The following is a 16,389-nucleotide window of genomic DNA, read 5'->3' on the forward strand; positions in this document are numbered from 1 at the left end:
AAGCCGGCAGCGGGTTCACGCCACAAAATTCCCTTATTGAGATGAAACGCGCGTCAACAGGCGCGCATCGTCCCCAACTCTCCCCCGACATTGCCGGATCGCCGATGCTCTCAGAGTTTTCCCTGATCGAACGATATTTCTCCCAGCCCGCCGCCGCGTTTGGGGCGCCGGACGACGAGCCGAAGGCGACGCTTGGCATAGGTGACGACTGCGCGTTGCTCGCCCCGAAGCACGGACAGCACTTGGCGATCTCCACCGATATGCTCGTGTCAGGCCGCCATTTTTTCCCCGATGTCTCCCCGTGGGCGCTCGGTTACAAGGCGCTGGCGGTGAACTTGTCGGACCTTGCCGCCATGGGCGCGAAGCCGCGCGCGTTCACCCTGGCGTTGTCGATGCCGACAGCCGATGAAAGCTGGCTCGAAGCGTTCAGCGGCGGTCTTTTCGATATGGCCAATCAGCACGGCTGCGAACTGATTGGCGGCGATACAACCAGCGGCCCGCACGTGTGCATCAGCATCACCGTGTTCGGCGATGTCCCGGCTGGGGAGGCGCTGCGACGCGATTCCGCGCGCCCGGGCGATGACATCTGGGTGTCCGGCGTGCTGGGCGGCGCGCGTGCCGGGCTGGGTATTCGCCGCGGCGAATGGTCGATGAAAGATCCTGCCGACGAAGCCGTCGCAATCAAGGCGCTCGAACAGCCGGAACCGCGCGTGGCGCTCGGCATCGCGTTGCGGGGTATTGCGCACGCCGCGCTCGATATCTCCGACGGTCTTGCCGGCGACTTGTTGCATATCCTGAAGCGCTCGAACGTGCGGGCAACTGTGAATATCGATCAGATACCGCGCTGCGCCACGCTCGCCGCCCTGCCCGACGCCTCGCAGGTGCATTGCATTCTCGCGGGTGGCGATGACTACGAACTCTGCTTCACCGCGCCGGTCGCCGTCAGGGCCGAAATCGAGCGCGTGGGAACGGTGCAGAAAGTTTTGTTGACGCGTATCGGTACAATCGAGGGTCCGGCCGCCGAGGGACGAGCGGCCATCGACTGGCGCGACAACACTGGTCCGGTTTCTTTGTCAGACACGGGCTTCGACCATTTTCATGCAGACTGATCCGATCATCGACACAATCGACGACACACCACGCCCGAAACCATCGCGCCGCACGAGCGCGCGCTTCATGCTGTCGCATCCGCTGCATATCTTGTCGCTTGGCTTCGGCAGCGGTTTGTCGCCGATCGCGCCCGGCACCGTCGGCACCTTGTTCGCGTGGGTGTCGTTCGTGGTCTTCAACCCGCACCTGACGGTCGCCGAATGGGCCGTGCTGATTGCAGCGGGGTTCGTGGCCGGCTGCTGGTTCTGCGGTTTCACGGCGAAGAAAATGGGCATTTCCGATCCATCGCCGGTGGTGTGGGACGAGATCATCGCGTTCTGGCTGGTGTTGCTGTTCGTCACGCCGGCCACCTTCACCGGGCAGTTGTGGGCATTCATCGTGTTCCGTTTCTTCGACATGGTGAAACCGCCGCCCATCAGTTATTTCGACCGCCGGCTGAAAGGCGGTTTCGGCATCATGTTCGACGATATTGCCGCTGCGTTTTTCACGCTGCTCGTGATCGCGCTATGGCGCATGACCATTTGATTTCCGTCTTGCCTGCATCTCCCGTTTCCGAGCGCCCCTTCCCGAGGCTTTGCCATGGCTACCGATAAAGTCGTCCACCAACTCGCCATCCGTGCCGGCAACAAACTGCGCGACGAGCGGCTGATGCTCGCGACCGCCGAGTCGTGCACCGGCGGAATGGTCGCCGCGGCCATGACCGATATTTCCGGCAGCAGCGTGTGGTTCGAGCGCGGCTTCGTCACCTATTCGAACCTGGCGAAGACCGAGATGATCGGTGTGCCGGCCGACCTGATCGATCGCCACGGCGCGGTCAGCGAACCCGTTGCCAAAGCCATGGCAGAAGGCGCATTGAGGAACAGCCGGGCGCAGGTATCGCTATCGATTACCGGCGTGGCCGGACCGGGCGGCGGCACGGAAACGAAGCCCGTCGGCATGGTGTCTTTTGCATGGAGCAACCGCTTGCATACGGCGGTGGAAACACAGCAATTCAAGGGCGATCGCGAGCAGATTCGCACCCAGGCGGCGGCGCACGCGCTGCGCGGTTTGCTGGAACTGTTGGAACGCAGGGAACGGTGAGTAGACGGTGATCGAGCGGATGGCGGCAAGACAGGGTGAGACAGGAACGGCCATGCACGGACGGGGTTGCTGATGCCGGCGTTTGCGTACGACACGGCTCAAATCATCAAATGGCTCGGCTCGCATACCGTGGCCAAGGCACGCGGTTATGTGGACGAAGTAACGCGCCTGCACTGGGACGAAGACGTCCTGCGCGCCACCGTTCAAGGAACGCAACGCCAGCCTTATTCCGTAGAGGTGATGTTCAACGATCACAATGGCGCGCTGTCGGCGCAAGGCCATTGTTCGTGCCCGGTCGGATTCGGCTGCAAGCACGCAGCCGCCGTATTGCTCGCGAGCGCCACGGACAGACCGCGCGAATCCGAAACCGTGCGCCCTGAAGTGGCGGGCTGGCTTGAAGGATTCCGCTCGCGGTTCGCCTCCACTCGCAGCAACTCAGCAAAAAAGCCCGGTGATTCTGGGGGCGCGCTGGCGCTTGTTTATGTACTGGGAACGTCGCGCGTCATGCGCACCGCCGAAGTCGCGCTGCATAAGGTGCGGCTGAGTCCGGACGGCTCGTTCCAGACGCTTGACCGGCCCTGGACGAATCTGGACGCGGCGCTTGTCAAGCAGCCGAAGTTCGTGAGCGATGAAGACATGACCATCGTGCGGGGGCTCGTCATTGGACGCTCCCGCAACGATTTCGGTGGCTTCGGGCTGCACGGCGAAGAAGGCGCGGACCTGATGCAGCGCATGCTGGCAACAGGACGGTTGTTCAGCGCCATGCCGGCCGACCACGACGCCTCGGAGCCGCGCCGGCCGCTGCGCGAAGGTGAGCAACGGCCGGGACGAATCGAGTGGACGCCCGATCCGGACGATCGCGTGCATCCCGTGCTGCAAACCGACCCGCCCGCCACGTTGGTCATTCCCACCGAACCGCTGTGGTTCGCCGACACGCAAACGGGTGAAGCGGGCGTCGTCGAAATGCCGCAACCCGCGCGGCAACTGGCCGATTATTTATCGATGCCGCCTATCTCGCTTGCCGAAGCGCCGCTGGTCAGCGCGATGCTGCGTGAGGTCGACTCCGATCTGCCTCCGCCGCCGGAGCCCGAATCGCTGAACGTGCATATTGTCGATACGGAACCGGTGCCGGTGCTCCTGCTCGATACACGGCCCGTCAACAGCAGTTGGCGGTCACGCGACGAGCGCACCGCGGCGAACGTGCTCGACTTTGCCCTAGTGAGTTTCGATTACGACGGTTTCAGCATCGATCCCACGCGCGCCACCACGGTCATGCGCGCCGCGTCCGGTGAGATGGTTCAGGTGAGGCGCCGTCACGACGTGGAAGCGCGCTACCTGGCCTCGCTCTACGATCTTGGCTTCCGCCAGATTCCCTCGCATCAGCGTTTTGGACCCAAGCCCATTCCCAATGGCGTGCTCGGCTTGCCCGTGCCCGACGCGTGGGCCGTGTTCACCAACGACGCGTTGCCCGAGTTACGCGAGAGCGGCTGGCGCGTGAGCATGTCGCCGGAATTTCGCTTCGACTTCATTGAGATCGACGACATCCAGGGCACCGCGCGCCAGGGAACCGACGGCTGGTTCGACCTGGAACTCGGCATTGCCGTGGGCGATCGGAGCGTTCGGCTCGAACCGCTTCTGGCTGACCTGTTCCAGCGTGACCGGCGCTGGCTGGCAGGCGCAATAGACTCAATACACGACGACGAAGGCATCGAGCTCAAGACCGATCTTGGCGAACGGCTGCGAGTGCGGGCGTCGCGGATCAAGCCGGTGGTGCGGGTACTGATCGATCTCTTCGATACCCTCGGCACACATCCGCTGCGCGTCTCCGAACAGGACGCCGGGCGGCTGGAAGCACTCAGCGACACCGGCCGTTGGGAGTTTCACGGCGATCTTTCCATTCGCGAGCTTGCTCAACGTTTGCAAGAAGGCCCGGGGCTTCGGGAAGTGCCCGTGCCGCATGGCTTGAATGCCGAGCTTCGGGTGTATCAGCGCGAAGGGCTCAACTGGATGCAGTATTTGCGCGAGCGCAATCTGTCGGGCGTTCTCGCCGATGACATGGGCCTCGGCAAAACCGTGCAGGCGCTGGCGCACATCCTGGTCGAGAAGGAGTCGGGACGGCTGGACCGGCCGGTGCTGGTGGTCTTGCCGACCACGCTGGTTCACAACTGGTGTGAGGAAGCGAAAAAGTTCGCACCAGATTTGAGGGTGCTGGATCTGCATGGCCCGCAGCGCAAGGAACGTTTCGATCAGATTGACGAGCACGATCTCGTGCTGACCACGTACCCGCTGCTGTGGCGCGATCAGGCGATGTTGTCGCTGCACGAATACCACCTGCTGATCCTTGATGAAGCGCAGATAGTAAAGAACGTCGCGACCAAGGCCGCGAAGGGTATCCGCGATTTGCGCGCGCGGCATCGGCTGTGTCTGACCGGCACGCCGTTGGAAAACCACTTGGGTGAGTTGTGGGCGCAATTCGATTTCTTGCTGCCCGGCTTCCTTGGCACGCAGAAAGATTTTACGAAGCGTTGGCGCACGCCGATCGAAAAATACGACGATCCAGTGCGGCGCGATTTGCTGGTTCGCCGGATTCGGCCGTTCATGCTGCGTCGAAGGAAGGATGAGGTCGCGAAGGAATTGCCGCAGAAAACGACCATTGTGCGGACCGTGGCGCTCGAGGGTGCGCAACGTGATCTGTACGAGACCGTGCGCATCGCGATGCAGGAAAAAGTGCAGATGGCGGTGGCGGACCAGGGATTGGCGCGCAGCCATATTGTCGTGCTCGAGGCGTTGCTCAAGTTGCGGCAGGTTTGCTGCGATCCGGCGTTGGTAAAGCTGGCGCGAGCCGGGCGTGTGGAGGAGTCGGCGAAGCTCGATTTGTTACTCGATATGCTGCCGGAGCTGCTTGAGGAAGGGCGTCGGGTGCTGCTGTTTTCGCAGTTCACGGGGATGCTGGCGATTATTGCTGCCGCGCTCGATAAAGCCGGACTTCCCTACGTCACGTTGACGGGAGATACGACTGATCGGATTACGCCGGTGACGCGTTTTCAGGACGGGGAGGTACCGTTGTTCCTGATCAGCCTGAAGGCGGGGGGCGTGGGATTGAACCTGACCGCCGCGGACACGGTGATTCATTACGATCCGTGGTGGAATCCGGCGGCGGAAAATCAGGCGACGGACCGGGCGCATCGGATTGGGCAGTTGAAGCCGGTGTTTGTCTACAAGCTGATTGTGGCGGGGAGTATTGAAGAACGGATTGTGGCAATGCAGGGCCGCAAAGCCGCTCTCGCCGATAGTATTTTGCGTGAGGACGCGGCCGGAGCAGCGAAGTTTTCTGCCGAGGATATTGAGGCGTTACTCGCGCCAATGCCGGCGGTTTGAGTTCGCTGTTCTTTAGCGCCGGTGGTTTCCATCGGCGCTAAAGAAGATTTAGACCACGACAGTCTGAGCTTCGCCGGGAAGCGAATCACGTACTACGCCGATCGACCAAACCTGTTCGCCAGCCGCCGACAAAAGCCCCGTCGCGGCTTCAGCGTCGCCAGCGGCCACCACCACGACCATCCCGATCCCGCAGTTGAACACCCGATGCATTTCCGCGTCAGCCACACCGCCATGCTTCTGCAGCCACGAGAACAACGGCGGCAGCGGCCACGCCCGGTGATCCAGCTCAACCGTCAGGCCATCGCGCAGAACCCGCGGAATGTTTTCAACCAGCCCGCCGCCGGTGATGTGCGCCATCCCCTTGACGGCCATCTGCGACATCAGCGACAACAACGGCTTCACGTAAATATGCGTCGGCGCCATCAAGGCGTCGGCGAGCGAACGGCCATCGAAATCGGCATTCAGGTCAGGCTGCGCGCGCTCGATAATCTTGCGCACCAACGAATACCCATTTGAATGGATGCCGGAAGAAGCAAGGCCCAACACGACGTCGCCCGGCTGAATGGTCGAACCATCGATAATCTTGCTCTTCTCAACCGCGCCCACCGCAAACCCGGCGAGATCGTACTCACCGTCCGGATACATGCCGGGCATTTCAGCGGTTTCACCGCCAATCAACGCGCAACCAGCCAGCTCGCAACCCTGCGCAATCCCTTGCACCACGGTCGCCGCCGTATCCACGTCCAGTTTGCCGCAGGCGAAATAATCGAGGAAAAACAACGGCTCAGCACCCTGCACCAGGATGTCGTTGACGCTCATGGCGACCAGATCCTGGCCAACCGTGTCATGCTTGTTCAGTTGAAAAGCCAGCCGCAGCTTCGTACCCACGCCATCCGTGCCGGAAACCAGCACTGGCTCTTTGTATCGTTTAGGTACTTCAAACAGCGCGCCGAATCCGCCAATTCCGCCCAACACGCCGTCGCGCATGGTTTTCTTTGCAAAGGGCTTGATCCGGTCGACAAGCGCGTCGCCGGCATCGATGTCCACGCCCGCGTCGCGATAGGACAAACCTTGGGCATCTGAGGCGGATTTTGGTTGATTCATGGGGGATCGGCGAGAAGGTCGGTAAAATGAGATTTTAACCGATGCCAGCCGCCCGGCCGGATTTCTCGCAGTTCGCGGCCCTGACTCCGAAAGAGCGCACCAAACCCTTTTCGAGACTCGCGCCCATCCGGCTGGAAACTCGACCTTGCGCTCAACGCCTTTCGCCACGGCATAAACCGGGTATCGGCCAAGCTGAGCGCGCTGCTTTTCAAGATACGCCCTGACGGAACCGATTGCCCGTGCAACGCCAACTGACGCTCGATCTCGGCACGCCGCCGCTCGCCACCTTCGATAATTTTTTCGCCGCCGGCAACCACGAACTGGTGACGCGTCTGCGCGAACTCGACGGTGCGCTCGCAGCCGGCCCCGTAGCCGACCGGACCTTCTACGTCTGGGGCGAAGCGGGCAGCGGCCGCAGCCATCTGCTCCAGGCGCTGGTGCACGAAGCGAACGGCCGGGCGCACTTCCTGAGCCCGCAAGCGCCGCTGGCCGCGTTCACCTTCGACCCGAAAGTCAGCGTCTACGCCATCGACGACTGCGAGCGGCTCTCAGGCGCGCAGCAAATCGCGCTTTTCAACCTGTTCAACGAGGTGCGCGCGCATCCGGCCAGCGCGCTGGTCGCAACGGGCAATGTGGCGCCGCTGGGGTTATCGGTGAGAGAAGATCTGCGCACGCGCCTCGGCTGGGGACTTGTATTCCAGCTCACGCCCCTCTCCGACGAAAGCAAGGCCAGCGCGCTGAAACACGCGGCGCGCGAGCGCGGCATCGCGCTCGCCGACGACGTCCCTGCCTACCTGCTCACGCATTTTCGACGCGACATGCCCAGCCTGATGACCTTGCTCGATGAACTCGACCGCTTTTCGCTGGAACAAAAGCGTGCCGTGACACTGCCGTTATTACGCACGATGCTCGCCGCAAAAGAGGACGATGCACCGCGCCCGCAGACCGAGCTTTTCTAGCCGTTTTTCAAGCCCCTTTTTAGGCCCCTTTTCAAGCCCCTTTTCAAGCCGATCACTCCACCGCGAGCAGCCAGCGAACGCTTCCACCCGCTTCAAGTAAAATGCGCTCCCATGAACCTAGCCCTTTTTGATCTCGATCACACGCTCATCCCGACAGACAGCGACCACGAATGGGGTCGCTTCATGGCGAAGCTCGGCATTGTCGACGCCGCGAAGTTCGCGAAGCAAAACGACGCGTTCTACGAAGATTACAAAGCTGGCACGCTCGACATCCACGCGTACCTGAGCGCCCAGCTTTCACCGCTCGCCAAGCATCCGCGCGCTCAACTGGACGACTGGCACGCGCAATTCATGCGCGAAATCATCACGCCGGCCATTGCTCCAGCGGCACTGGAACTCGTGCGCAAGCATCAAGATGCCGGCGATCTCTGCTGCCTCGTCACCGCCACGAACGCGTTCATCACGGCGCCGATCGGCCGGGCGTTCGGGATTGAAGCGTTGATCGCGTGCGAGGTCGAAACGGTCGACAATATCCCCAACGGCGAGCTGACCGGCCGCGCAACAGGCACGCCGAGCTACCGCGAGGGCAAGATCGTGCGCACCGAAGCGTGGCTCGCGTCCTTGGGGAAAAGCCTGAACGACTTCGAACACAGCTACTTCTACAGCGACTCGCACAACGACATTCCTCTACTCGAGAAAGTCACCGACCCGATCGCGACCAATCCCGACGACACCCTGCGCGCGCATGCGCAGGTCCGGGGCTGGCGCATCCTGGAAATCTTCTCCCCACGTGATTAAAAAACTCATCCGCAAGCTGTTCGGCCAGGAAAGCGCCAAAGAAGAGACCCCGGCAACCGCCCCGCTCTCCGACGATGTAAAACCCGCCCGCAAGAGCACGCGCAAGAAAGCGGCGCCCGCCGTGGCGAAACGCGATCCCAACGTGCCGGTGATCCTGGCGGCGGACGTGCACGGCATCGACCCGGCGCTGATCTCGAAGAACGCCATTCGCGTGACTGACGGCCTGCAGCAAGGCGGGCATCGGGCGTTTATCGTGGGCGGCGCCGTGCGCGACCTGCTGCTGAACGTGGCGCCGAAGGATTTCGACGTTGCAACAGACGCCACGCCCGACCAGGTGCAGAAGCTGTTCCGGCGCGCGCGCATCATCGGCCGGCGGTTCCAGATCGTGCACGTGCAGTTCGGGCAGGACATCATCGAGACATCTACATTTCGCGCGCTCGTCGATACCCCCGCCGACGCACCCCCCTCACCGCCGCCGCCCCGCCTGCGACGCGGCGAGATGGACACGCGCACGCATGCCGTGGATGCCAGCGGCCGCGTGCTGCGCGACAACGTGTGGGGCGAGCAGCACGAAGACGCCACGCGCCGCGACTTCACGATCAACGCCATGTATTACGATCCGGCCACGCAGACCGTGCTGGATTATCACGACGGCATGGCCGACATCCGCGCGCGTTTGCTACGCATGATCGGTGACCCCGCTACGCGATATCGCGAAGATCCGGTGCGCATGCTGCGTGTCGTGCGTTTTGCAGCGAAGCTCGGCTTCGAGATCGAGCCCGCCACGCGCGCACCGATCGCGGAACTGGCCTACCTGATCAGCAACGTTCCCGCAGCACGTCTCTTCGATGAAATGCTCAAACTGCTGCTCTCAGGTCACGCGCTCGCGTGCCTGACGCGGCTGCGCGCGGAAGGTTTGCATCACGGCGTGTTGCCGCTGCTCGACGTGATTTTCGAATCGCCACATGGGGAGAAATTCATCACGCTCGCGTTGACCAATACAGACGAACGCGTGCGCGCCGGCAAAGGTGTATCACCCGGTTTCCTCTTCGCCACGCTGCTCTGGAACGACATGCAGACGCGCTGGGAGCAGTTCACGGCCGCCGGTGAATTCCCCGTGCCCGCGCTGCATCGCGCGATGGACGACGTGCTCGACATGCAGACCGAAAAACTCGCTATCCACAAGCGGTTTTCATCGGATATGCGGGAGATATGGGGTCTGCAACTTCGGCTCGAAAAACGCTCGGGCAGAAGCGCGATGAAGCTGCTGGAACACCAAAGGTTTCGGGCGGGTTATGATTTCCTCCTGCTGCGATGCGAATCCGGCGAACTGGATGCATCGGTTGGTCAGTGGTGGACGGATTTCATCGAGGGGGACGCTGCCGCGCGAGAGTCACTGCTTTCGCAAGGCGGGAAGGACCGGGCACCTGTCAAGAAACGACGGCGGCGTAGCAGCAACGCCAAAAGCCGCAGGCCGGGTGACGGAATGGAGGGCGGCGCGAGCACCGTAGAAGAAGGGTCAGCTCGCGACAATCGCGAAGAGCGTGACGTACGTGACGTACGTGACGTACGTGATGTGCGGTATGGCGACGAAAGCGGTGGCCAGCGCGACGATTGACACGGACTGTGCGCGTTTTAATTAATCAACGCGCGTGAGTCATGTTTCGCCGAACGACAGTCGTAGGATTCATGCCATGACGGTAGCTTATCTGGGCCTGGGCGCAAACCTTGGTGACGCGCGCCAGACTCTGAAAGACACAGTGGTGTGTCTTGCTCAGCAACACACGATCACCGTGCTCGCGAAATCGAGCCTCTATCGCACTGCGCCCGTGGACGCCGGTGGCGACGACTACTTCAATTACGTCGTCAAGATCGATACCACGCTGACCGCGCGCCAGTTGCTGCGGCTGTGCCACGGCATAGAAGGCCATTTCGGACGCGAGCGGCCATACAGGAATGCGCCGCGTACACTCGATATCGACATCTTGCTGTACGGCGATTCCTGCATTGAGGAAGCCGACCTCGTCGTGCCCCACCCCCGTCTCACCGAGCGCGCGTTTACACTCGTGCCGCTGGTCGAACTCGATCGCGATGTGGTCATTGCACAACGTGGCCGCGCCGATTCATTTCTCGCCTCGGTTCAGGATCAACGTATTGAAAAAGTAGCGACACATCAGTGCGCGCTATTCGCTTCCCGCTGCACTTCGCGACGCGAAGTCTAAAAATTGGCGACGCGAAGCCTTAAATCCCGCGACACGAAGCCTGAAAGGTGAATAGCCCATGAGCATGTCGCCCCTCACCGTCACCGCGCCGCAGTTGCGCCCGCCGCATCGGTATATCGCGATCGAAGGGCCCATCGGCGTCGGCAAGACCACGCTTGCACGCTTGCTCGCCGAACGCTGGTCGATGCGCACGCTGTTCGAGCGCCCGCAGGAGAACGTGTTTCTCGAGCGGTTTTATCGCGACAACACGCGTTACGCGCTGCCCACACAATTGCAGTTTGCGTTGCAGCGGGCGCAGCAAACGCAAGAGATCGCAGCGGCGCTGCTGGGCGCACCGGGGCCTCTCGGGCAAAACGCCAGTGCGCCGCTTATCACCGACTTCATCACCGATAAAACCGCGCTGTTCGCACGCCTCACGCTCCCCGACGACGAATTCGAGCTGTTCCGGGAGATCGCCAAGCGTATTGACACATCCGCGCCCGGGCCGGATCTGGTGGTGTACTTGCAGGCGAGTCCCGAGGTATTGTTCGCGCGCATTCAAAAGCGCGCAGTGCCGATGGAACTGCAGATTCCCGACGCGTATCTGCGCGCCCTCTGTGACGCCTACAATGACTTCTTTTATCACTACGACGCCACACCGCTGTTGACGGTAAACGCCGAGCATCTGAACCCGCTGGAATCGGACGCCGATCTGGCGCTGCTAGTCGATCGAATTGAAACCATGCGTGGGCGCAAGGAATTCTTTGTCAAGGGCACGTCACTTTAAGTCCGTCCGGCTTGCGCGTAGGCGCGCCGTCTCTTATCTAGTCGATGTGGAAATTTCCATGGCTTATTTGCAGGAAACCAGCCGCTCCGCGATCACCGTCCCGAAGCTCAGGACCATGCGCGAAGCCGGCGAAAAAATCACGATGCTGACGTGCTACGACGCGAGTTTTTCCGCGTTGCTGGATCGCGCGGGCGTCGATGTATTGCTGATCGGTGATTCGCTTGGAAACGTGCTGCAAGGGCATGGCACGACGCTGCCCGTGACGCTGGCCGATATTGCGTATCACACTGCAGCAGTCGCACGCGGCAACAAGAACGCGTTGGTTGTCGCCGATATGCCGTTCGGCACGGTTGGCTCACGCGAGGAAACCTATGCAAACGCCGTGGCATTGATGCGGGCGGGCGCGCAGATGGTGAAGATTGAAGGTGGAGAGTGGGTCGCCGATACGGTCAAGTTTCTCGTCGATCGCTCAATTCCCGTTTGCGGGCATGTCGGGTTGACACCGCAATCGGTGCACGCGTTTGGCGGGTTCAAGGTGCAAGGAAAAACCGACGCCGGTGCAGAGCAAATGCGCCGGGATGCCCTCGCATTTCAGAATGCCGGCGCGCAGTTGCTGGTGATCGAAGCGGTGCCTACGCTTCTGGCTAGCGAGGTGACGCAGCAGTTGGTCATCCCTACGATCGGCATTGGCGCCGGGATCGAATGTTCGGGCCAGGTGCTTGTGCTGCACGACATGCTCGGGATTTTCCCCGGCAAACGGCCGCGCTTCGTTAAGGATTTCATGCAAGGGCAGCCGAGTATTCTTGCCGCCGTCGAGGCGTATGTTCGCGCCGTCAGGGAGAAGACATTTCCCGGGCCGGAGCATACGTTTTAAGGGGCTTTTGCGGTTCTGTCAGAGGCGGCGTTTTTGTTCGTCACGCTTCCCTCTGCTTAATGCAAGCCCTTCAAACGCGCCGGCATCGCGCCGCGGAGCGCGTTGCAGATCATCAACGATTCCGCACCGTCCAGATCCTCACGCGTCAGCGTGCGTTCCTCGGCATCCAGCTCTTCGATCAAGACGCCACGCATCACGCCCGGCAACAATCCCGCGTCGAGCGGCGGCGTGTTCCAACAGCCATTGAGTCTCACGAACACGTTCGATCGCCCCCCTTCCGTCAACTCTCCGCGCTCGTTGAAAAACAGCATGTCGAACGCGCCTAGCGCTTCGGCCTCACGCCACGCGCGGTCATACTCTTCACGCGACGTCGTCTTGTGCCTGAGCAACGGATTATCCGCCGATCGCGCTGCGAAGCCATATTCCGATGCCACCAAAACGTCGACGATTGACGCCGCCAACGGCACGAGGGGCGCACTTGTCACGGTAATCTCACCGCTTTTGCTCAACGCAATCCGCAACCGATAACCCGCCTTCGCTTCGAAGCTCGCGCAGGACTCTTCAATACGTTTCTGCAGCCTCACCCGATCGAACGGAAAACCGCACCACTGCGCGCTCGCAGCCAGCCGTGCAAGATGCCGATCGCCATGACGAACCCCCTCTTCCCGCGTCGCAAAAGTTGTCTCGAAGAGCTGGAACCCCGGATCGGAGCCGGTCAGGAATTGAGCCTTCAATTCGCACTCCTCGAATTCATCGGCGGCAACGCTGTCAAGCACAATGCCCGCGCCCACGCCCATCCTGCCTCTGCCGTGCTGTATTTCAAGCGTCCGGATCGGCACCGACAAACAGAAGTTCTGGCTCTTATCCAGCCAACCGATCGCGCCCGTATAAATACCGCGCGGCGTGCTTTCCAGCGCATCGATCAGTTGCATCGTCTTGTGCTTCGGCGCGCCTGTGATCGAGCCGCATGGCATAAGCGCCCGAAGGATATGCGCGAAGGGGGTGCCGGGAAGCAACCGCGCTTCTACCGTCGATGTCATCTGCCAAACCGAGTTGTACGCCTCAACCGAAAACAAGCGCGGCACCTGCACGCTTCCCGTGACCGCGACACGCGACATGTCGTTGCGCAGCAAGTCCACGATCATCACGTTTTCGGCGCGATTCTTCGGATCGAGCCGCAGCCATTCCGGGTCCGCGCTGCGAGGCGCCGTGCCTTTCATCGGCCGCGCCTGCAGCACGTCGCCGTCGCGCTGAATGAACAACTCGGGTGAGCACGAGAGCACATCGCGTCCATCGGGCAGCGCAATCAACGCGCCGTATTGCACCGGCTGCCGCTCCCGCAGCCGTCGATACAAACCGACGACCGAACCAAAGACATCGAAGGCGAGACGGAACGTGTAGTTGATCTGATAAGAATCGCCGGCCTGCAAAGCGTCCTGAACGGCCGCGATGGCCTGCTCGAATGCATCGCCTGTCACGCTCTCTTCAACGTTCGCCACCCCCGCCACCGACGGCTGGTCAGCCAGGCCATTATCACGCGCGACAAGCCATTGATTCGCCTCTTCACGCGATAACAACGTGCACTCGCGGAACAACAAAAAGCGCAGCGCGGCATCGCCGGGCTGCGCTAACTGGAGGTTGCGGCCAAATTCGTAGTCTGCGAGCACGACGGCGTGCAGTCCGTCGCGCAGGTCTGCTTCAACACTCGCACACACTTGGTCGAGTTGCGCCGCATCATGACATGTGCGTTCGCGCAAGAAGCTGGCGTGAAGGCGACTCGACCGCCTTTCGGCGGTCGAGTCGCAATCGTCGAGCAGCGCGAAAACCTCGCTGCGTTGCTGCATGATCATTGCCTTAGTCGAAGGAGCCTTAGTCGAGGGAGCCTTAGTCGAAGAAACTCTTCACCCGATCGAACCAGCTCTTGCTTTGCGGGCTGTGACGCGCGCCGCCTTCCGTCAGTGAACGCTCGAACTGTTTGAGCAGATCGCGTTGCTGGTCGGTGAGCTTGACCGGCGTTTCAACCTGCACATGCACATAAAGGTCCCCGGCAATGCTCGAGCGCAATCCCTTGATACCCTTGCTGCGCAGCCGGAACGTCTTGCTCGACTGCGTGCCTTCCGGCACGGTGAAACTCGCGCGACCAGCAAGCGTCGGCACTTCAATCTCGCCACCAAGCGCCGCCGTAGTGAACGGAATCGGCATCTGGCAATGCAGGTCGTCGCCGTCGCGTTCGAACACCGAATGCTGCTTGATGTGAATCTCGACGTACAAGTCACCGCTCGGACCGCCGTTGATGCCCGGTTCGCCATTACCCGACGAGCGAATCCGCATGCCGTCGTCAATACCCGCCGGAATCTTCACTTCCAGCGTCTTCGTTTCCTTCACCTTGCCCGCGCCGTGGCAATGACCGCACGGCTCCGGAATGTGGCTGCCGGTGCCATGACACTTCGGGCAAGTCTGCTGGATGCTGAAAAAGCCCTGCGACATGCGCACAGTGCCTTGTCCCTGACAGGTCGGACAGGTTTCCGGCTTGGTCCCGGGCTTCGCGCCCGAGCCCTTGCAGATCTCGCAATTTACCCAGCTCGGCACGCGAATTTGCGTGTCGTAGCCATGTGCCGCCTGCTCCAGCGAAATTTCCATGCTGTAGCGCAAATCCGCGCCACGATAAACCTGCGGACCCGCACGCCCTCGACTGGCTCCCGCTGCGCCGCCGGCCGCCTGGCCAAAGATGTCGCCGAAAATATCGCCGAACGCATCGGCGAATCCGCCAAAACCTTGCTGGCCTGCACCGGCCATGTTCGGATCAACGCCGGCATGCCCGTACTGATCGTAGGCTGCGCGTTTTTGCGGATCCGAGAGCATTTCGTAGGCCTCTTTGACCTCCTTGAAACGCGCTTCCGAATCCTTGTTATCCGGATTGCGGTCGGGGTGATGCTTCATCGCAAGCTTGCGATAAGCCTTCTTGATTTCGTCGTCGCTCGCATTCTTCGCGACGCCCATAACCTCGTAGTAATCCCGTTTCGCCATATCGGTTCAGCGCCACCGCGCCTGATCGAAGATCAGGCGCGGCAGCTCCCTCTTGGATGCCTGGAGTCTTTCGACTCATGTGGTTCGTCGACGCCCGGCCTTCATGCATGATTCGCGCGATCAAAAGATGATCAACTCGCTTGGTCCATCCGCACGAAGCGCAGCGCCCTCTAAAAAAACAACGTGCCCGGGGAGCCATTTGGCTCGCCAGGCGCGCTCTTCGTCCGTACGCTCAGTCGCGCACAAGACATTTTTCGTCGCGGTCCCGTGCAAAGCCAACGTTGCACGGGACCGGTTCCTTCATCGACGAATCGCTGATGCGGTTCAATCGACTTAGTCCTTCTTCACTTCCTTGAAGTCGGCATCGACAACATCGTCGTGCTGCTCCGGCGCCGCTTGTGCACCGGCGCCGCCTGCCGCGCCCGCGCCACCTGCCGCACCCGCTGCTGCGCCCGCCGCACCCTGCGCTGCAGCCATGTCGGCGTACATCTTTTCGCCGAGTTTCTGCGACGCCGTTGACAGCGTTTCAATCTTCGCGTCAATCGCAGCCTTGTCAGCGGTGCTGCCCTTGAGCGCTTCTTCAAGATCCTTCAACGCCGCTTCGATCTGCTCTTTCTCAGCCGCTTCGATTTTGTCACCGTATTCAGCCACGGCCTTCTTCGTGCTGTGCACCAAGGCGTCGCCCTGATTGCGCGAGTCGGCCAGTTCACGCAGACGGTGATCTTCGTCGGCATTCGCTTCGGCGTCCTTCACCATCTTGTCGATCTCAGCGTCCGACAGGCCCGAGTTCGCCTTGATGACGATGCGGTTTTCCTTGCCCGTTGCCTTGTCCTTCGCGCCGACGTGCAAAATCCCGTTCGCGTCGATATCAAAGCTCACTTCGATCTGCGGCGTGCCGCGCGATGCCGGCGGAATGCCTTCGAGGTTGAACTCGCCCAGCAGCTTGTTGCCCGCTGCCATTTCGCGCTCGCCCTGGAACACCTTGATCGTCACGGCGCTCTGGTTGTCATCCGCCGTCGAATAAACCTGTGCGTGCTTGGTCGGGATGGTCGTGTTCTTGTTGATCATCTT

At 61.4% G+C, this 16,389-nt stretch carries 14 protein-coding genes; 10 read left to right on the forward strand and 4 right to left on the reverse strand.

Translation table 11 applies throughout. The annotated features are described in order from the left end of the window. Window positions 1-104 precede the first annotated feature (104 nt). The 4 genes from thiL (at window position 105) to BSU04_RS00155 (ending at window position 5,568) form a co-directional block, all read left to right on the forward strand. Window positions 105-1,109 carry a thiamine-phosphate kinase gene (gene thiL, locus BSU04_RS00140; RefSeq protein ID WP_089158716.1) on the forward strand — a complete coding sequence of 335 codons (1,005 nt, stop codon included), beginning with the start codon at window positions 105-107 and terminating at the stop codon, window positions 1,107-1,109. After that, entirely contained in the window at window positions 1,099-1,635 is a 537-nt protein-coding gene (locus tag BSU04_RS00145) for a phosphatidylglycerophosphatase A family protein (RefSeq protein ID WP_256981932.1), read from the forward strand. Before thiL ends, BSU04_RS00145 begins: the two co-directional genes overlap by 11 nt. Before the next feature lie 54 nt (window positions 1,636-1,689). Then, window positions 1,690-2,190, forward strand: coding sequence for a CinA family protein (locus BSU04_RS00150; protein ID WP_089158703.1), 501 nt, complete (start codon window positions 1,690-1,692; stop codon window positions 2,188-2,190). Between the two features lie 72 nt (window positions 2,191-2,262). Beyond that, a complete protein-coding gene (locus BSU04_RS00155) occupies window positions 2,263-5,568 on the forward strand; it encodes a DEAD/DEAH box helicase (RefSeq protein WP_089158704.1) in 3,306 nt (1,101 codons plus the stop codon). 48 nt (window positions 5,569-5,616) lie between these two features. On the opposite strand, the gene purM is transcribed toward BSU04_RS00155, so the two are convergent. Next, on the reverse strand, window positions 5,617-6,672 hold the full coding sequence (gene purM, locus BSU04_RS00160; RefSeq protein WP_089158705.1) for a phosphoribosylformylglycinamidine cyclo-ligase: 1,056 nt from the start codon (window positions 6,670-6,672) through the stop codon (window positions 5,617-5,619). A 233-nt stretch (window positions 6,673-6,905) separates the two neighbouring features. Between purM and hda the strand changes: the two genes are divergently transcribed. The 6 genes from hda to panB all read left to right on the forward strand — a co-directional run bounded on the left by hda (window position 6,906) and on the right by panB (window position 12,291). Next, complete coding sequence (hda, locus tag BSU04_RS00165) at window positions 6,906-7,631, forward strand: DnaA regulatory inactivator Hda (RefSeq protein ID WP_306427162.1); 726 nt, start codon at window positions 6,906-6,908, stop codon at window positions 7,629-7,631. A gap of 111 nt (window positions 7,632-7,742) precedes the next feature. Next, window positions 7,743-8,429: an HAD family hydrolase gene (locus BSU04_RS00170; RefSeq protein ID WP_089158718.1), complete on the forward strand. Its 687-nt coding sequence runs from the start codon at window positions 7,743-7,745 to the stop codon at window positions 8,427-8,429. Beyond that, window positions 8,422-10,047 carry a polynucleotide adenylyltransferase PcnB gene (gene pcnB, locus BSU04_RS00175; RefSeq protein WP_179258143.1) on the forward strand — a complete coding sequence of 542 codons (1,626 nt, stop codon included), beginning with the start codon at window positions 8,422-8,424 and terminating at the stop codon, window positions 10,045-10,047. Before BSU04_RS00170 ends, pcnB begins: the two co-directional genes overlap by 8 nt. Before the next feature lie 76 nt (window positions 10,048-10,123). Then, window positions 10,124-10,651: a 2-amino-4-hydroxy-6-hydroxymethyldihydropteridine diphosphokinase gene (gene folK, locus BSU04_RS00180; RefSeq protein WP_089158708.1), complete on the forward strand. Its 528-nt coding sequence runs from the start codon at window positions 10,124-10,126 to the stop codon at window positions 10,649-10,651. Between the two features lie 58 nt (window positions 10,652-10,709). Continuing rightward, window positions 10,710-11,417 carry a deoxynucleoside kinase gene (locus tag BSU04_RS00185; RefSeq protein ID WP_089158709.1) on the forward strand — a complete coding sequence of 236 codons (708 nt, stop codon included), beginning with the start codon at window positions 10,710-10,712 and terminating at the stop codon, window positions 11,415-11,417. 58 nt (window positions 11,418-11,475) lie between these two features. Further along, the gene (gene panB, locus BSU04_RS00190; protein ID WP_089158710.1) at window positions 11,476-12,291 is read left to right on the forward strand and encodes a 3-methyl-2-oxobutanoate hydroxymethyltransferase; all 816 of its coding nucleotides are present in this window, start codon (window positions 11,476-11,478) and stop codon (window positions 12,289-12,291) included. A 56-nt stretch (window positions 12,292-12,347) separates the two neighbouring features. Here panB and pabB read toward each other — a convergent pair whose 3' ends face one another. The 3 genes from pabB to BSU04_RS00205 all read right to left on the reverse strand — a co-directional run. Further along, on the reverse strand, window positions 12,348-14,141 hold the full coding sequence (pabB, locus tag BSU04_RS00195; protein WP_089158711.1) for an aminodeoxychorismate synthase component I: 1,794 nt from the start codon (window positions 14,139-14,141) through the stop codon (window positions 12,348-12,350). A gap of 34 nt (window positions 14,142-14,175) precedes the next feature. After that, entirely contained in the window at window positions 14,176-15,318 is a 1,143-nt protein-coding gene (dnaJ, locus tag BSU04_RS00200; protein WP_089158712.1) for a molecular chaperone DnaJ, read from the reverse strand. A gap of 333 nt (window positions 15,319-15,651) precedes the next feature. After that, on the reverse strand, window positions 15,652-16,389 hold a 738-nt coding region (locus BSU04_RS00205; RefSeq protein WP_179258144.1), incomplete at its 5' end, for an Hsp70 family protein.

The sequence above is a fragment of the Caballeronia sordidicola genome (assembly GCF_002220365.1).
Taxonomy (GTDB): Bacteria; Pseudomonadota; Gammaproteobacteria; order Burkholderiales; family Burkholderiaceae; genus Caballeronia; species Caballeronia sordidicola_C.

What these genes read in the sequence shown, in the direction of transcription:
- thiL (WP_089158716.1), top strand. Translation starts at nt 105, where the DNA reads ATGCTCTCAGAGTTTTCCCTGATCGAACGATATTTCTCCCAGCCCGCC.
- BSU04_RS00145 (WP_256981932.1), top strand. Translation starts at nt 1,099, where the DNA reads ATGCAGACTGATCCGATCATCGACACAATCGACGACACACCACGCCCG.
- BSU04_RS00150 (WP_089158703.1), top strand. Translation starts at nt 1,690, where the DNA reads ATGGCTACCGATAAAGTCGTCCACCAACTCGCCATCCGTGCCGGCAAC.
- BSU04_RS00155 (WP_089158704.1), top strand. Translation starts at nt 2,263, where the DNA reads ATGCCGGCGTTTGCGTACGACACGGCTCAAATCATCAAATGGCTCGGC.
- purM (WP_089158705.1), bottom strand. Translation starts at nt 6,672, where the DNA reads ATGAATCAACCAAAATCCGCCTCAGATGCCCAAGGTTTGTCCTATCGC.
- BSU04_RS00170 (WP_089158718.1), top strand. Translation starts at nt 7,743, where the DNA reads ATGAACCTAGCCCTTTTTGATCTCGATCACACGCTCATCCCGACAGAC.
- folK (WP_089158708.1), top strand. Translation starts at nt 10,124, where the DNA reads ATGACGGTAGCTTATCTGGGCCTGGGCGCAAACCTTGGTGACGCGCGC.
- BSU04_RS00185 (WP_089158709.1), top strand. Translation starts at nt 10,710, where the DNA reads ATGAGCATGTCGCCCCTCACCGTCACCGCGCCGCAGTTGCGCCCGCCG.
- panB (WP_089158710.1), top strand. Translation starts at nt 11,476, where the DNA reads ATGGCTTATTTGCAGGAAACCAGCCGCTCCGCGATCACCGTCCCGAAG.
- pabB (WP_089158711.1), bottom strand. Translation starts at nt 14,141, where the DNA reads ATGATCATGCAGCAACGCAGCGAGGTTTTCGCGCTGCTCGACGATTGC.
- dnaJ (WP_089158712.1), bottom strand. Translation starts at nt 15,318, where the DNA reads ATGGCGAAACGGGATTACTACGAGGTTATGGGCGTCGCGAAGAATGCG.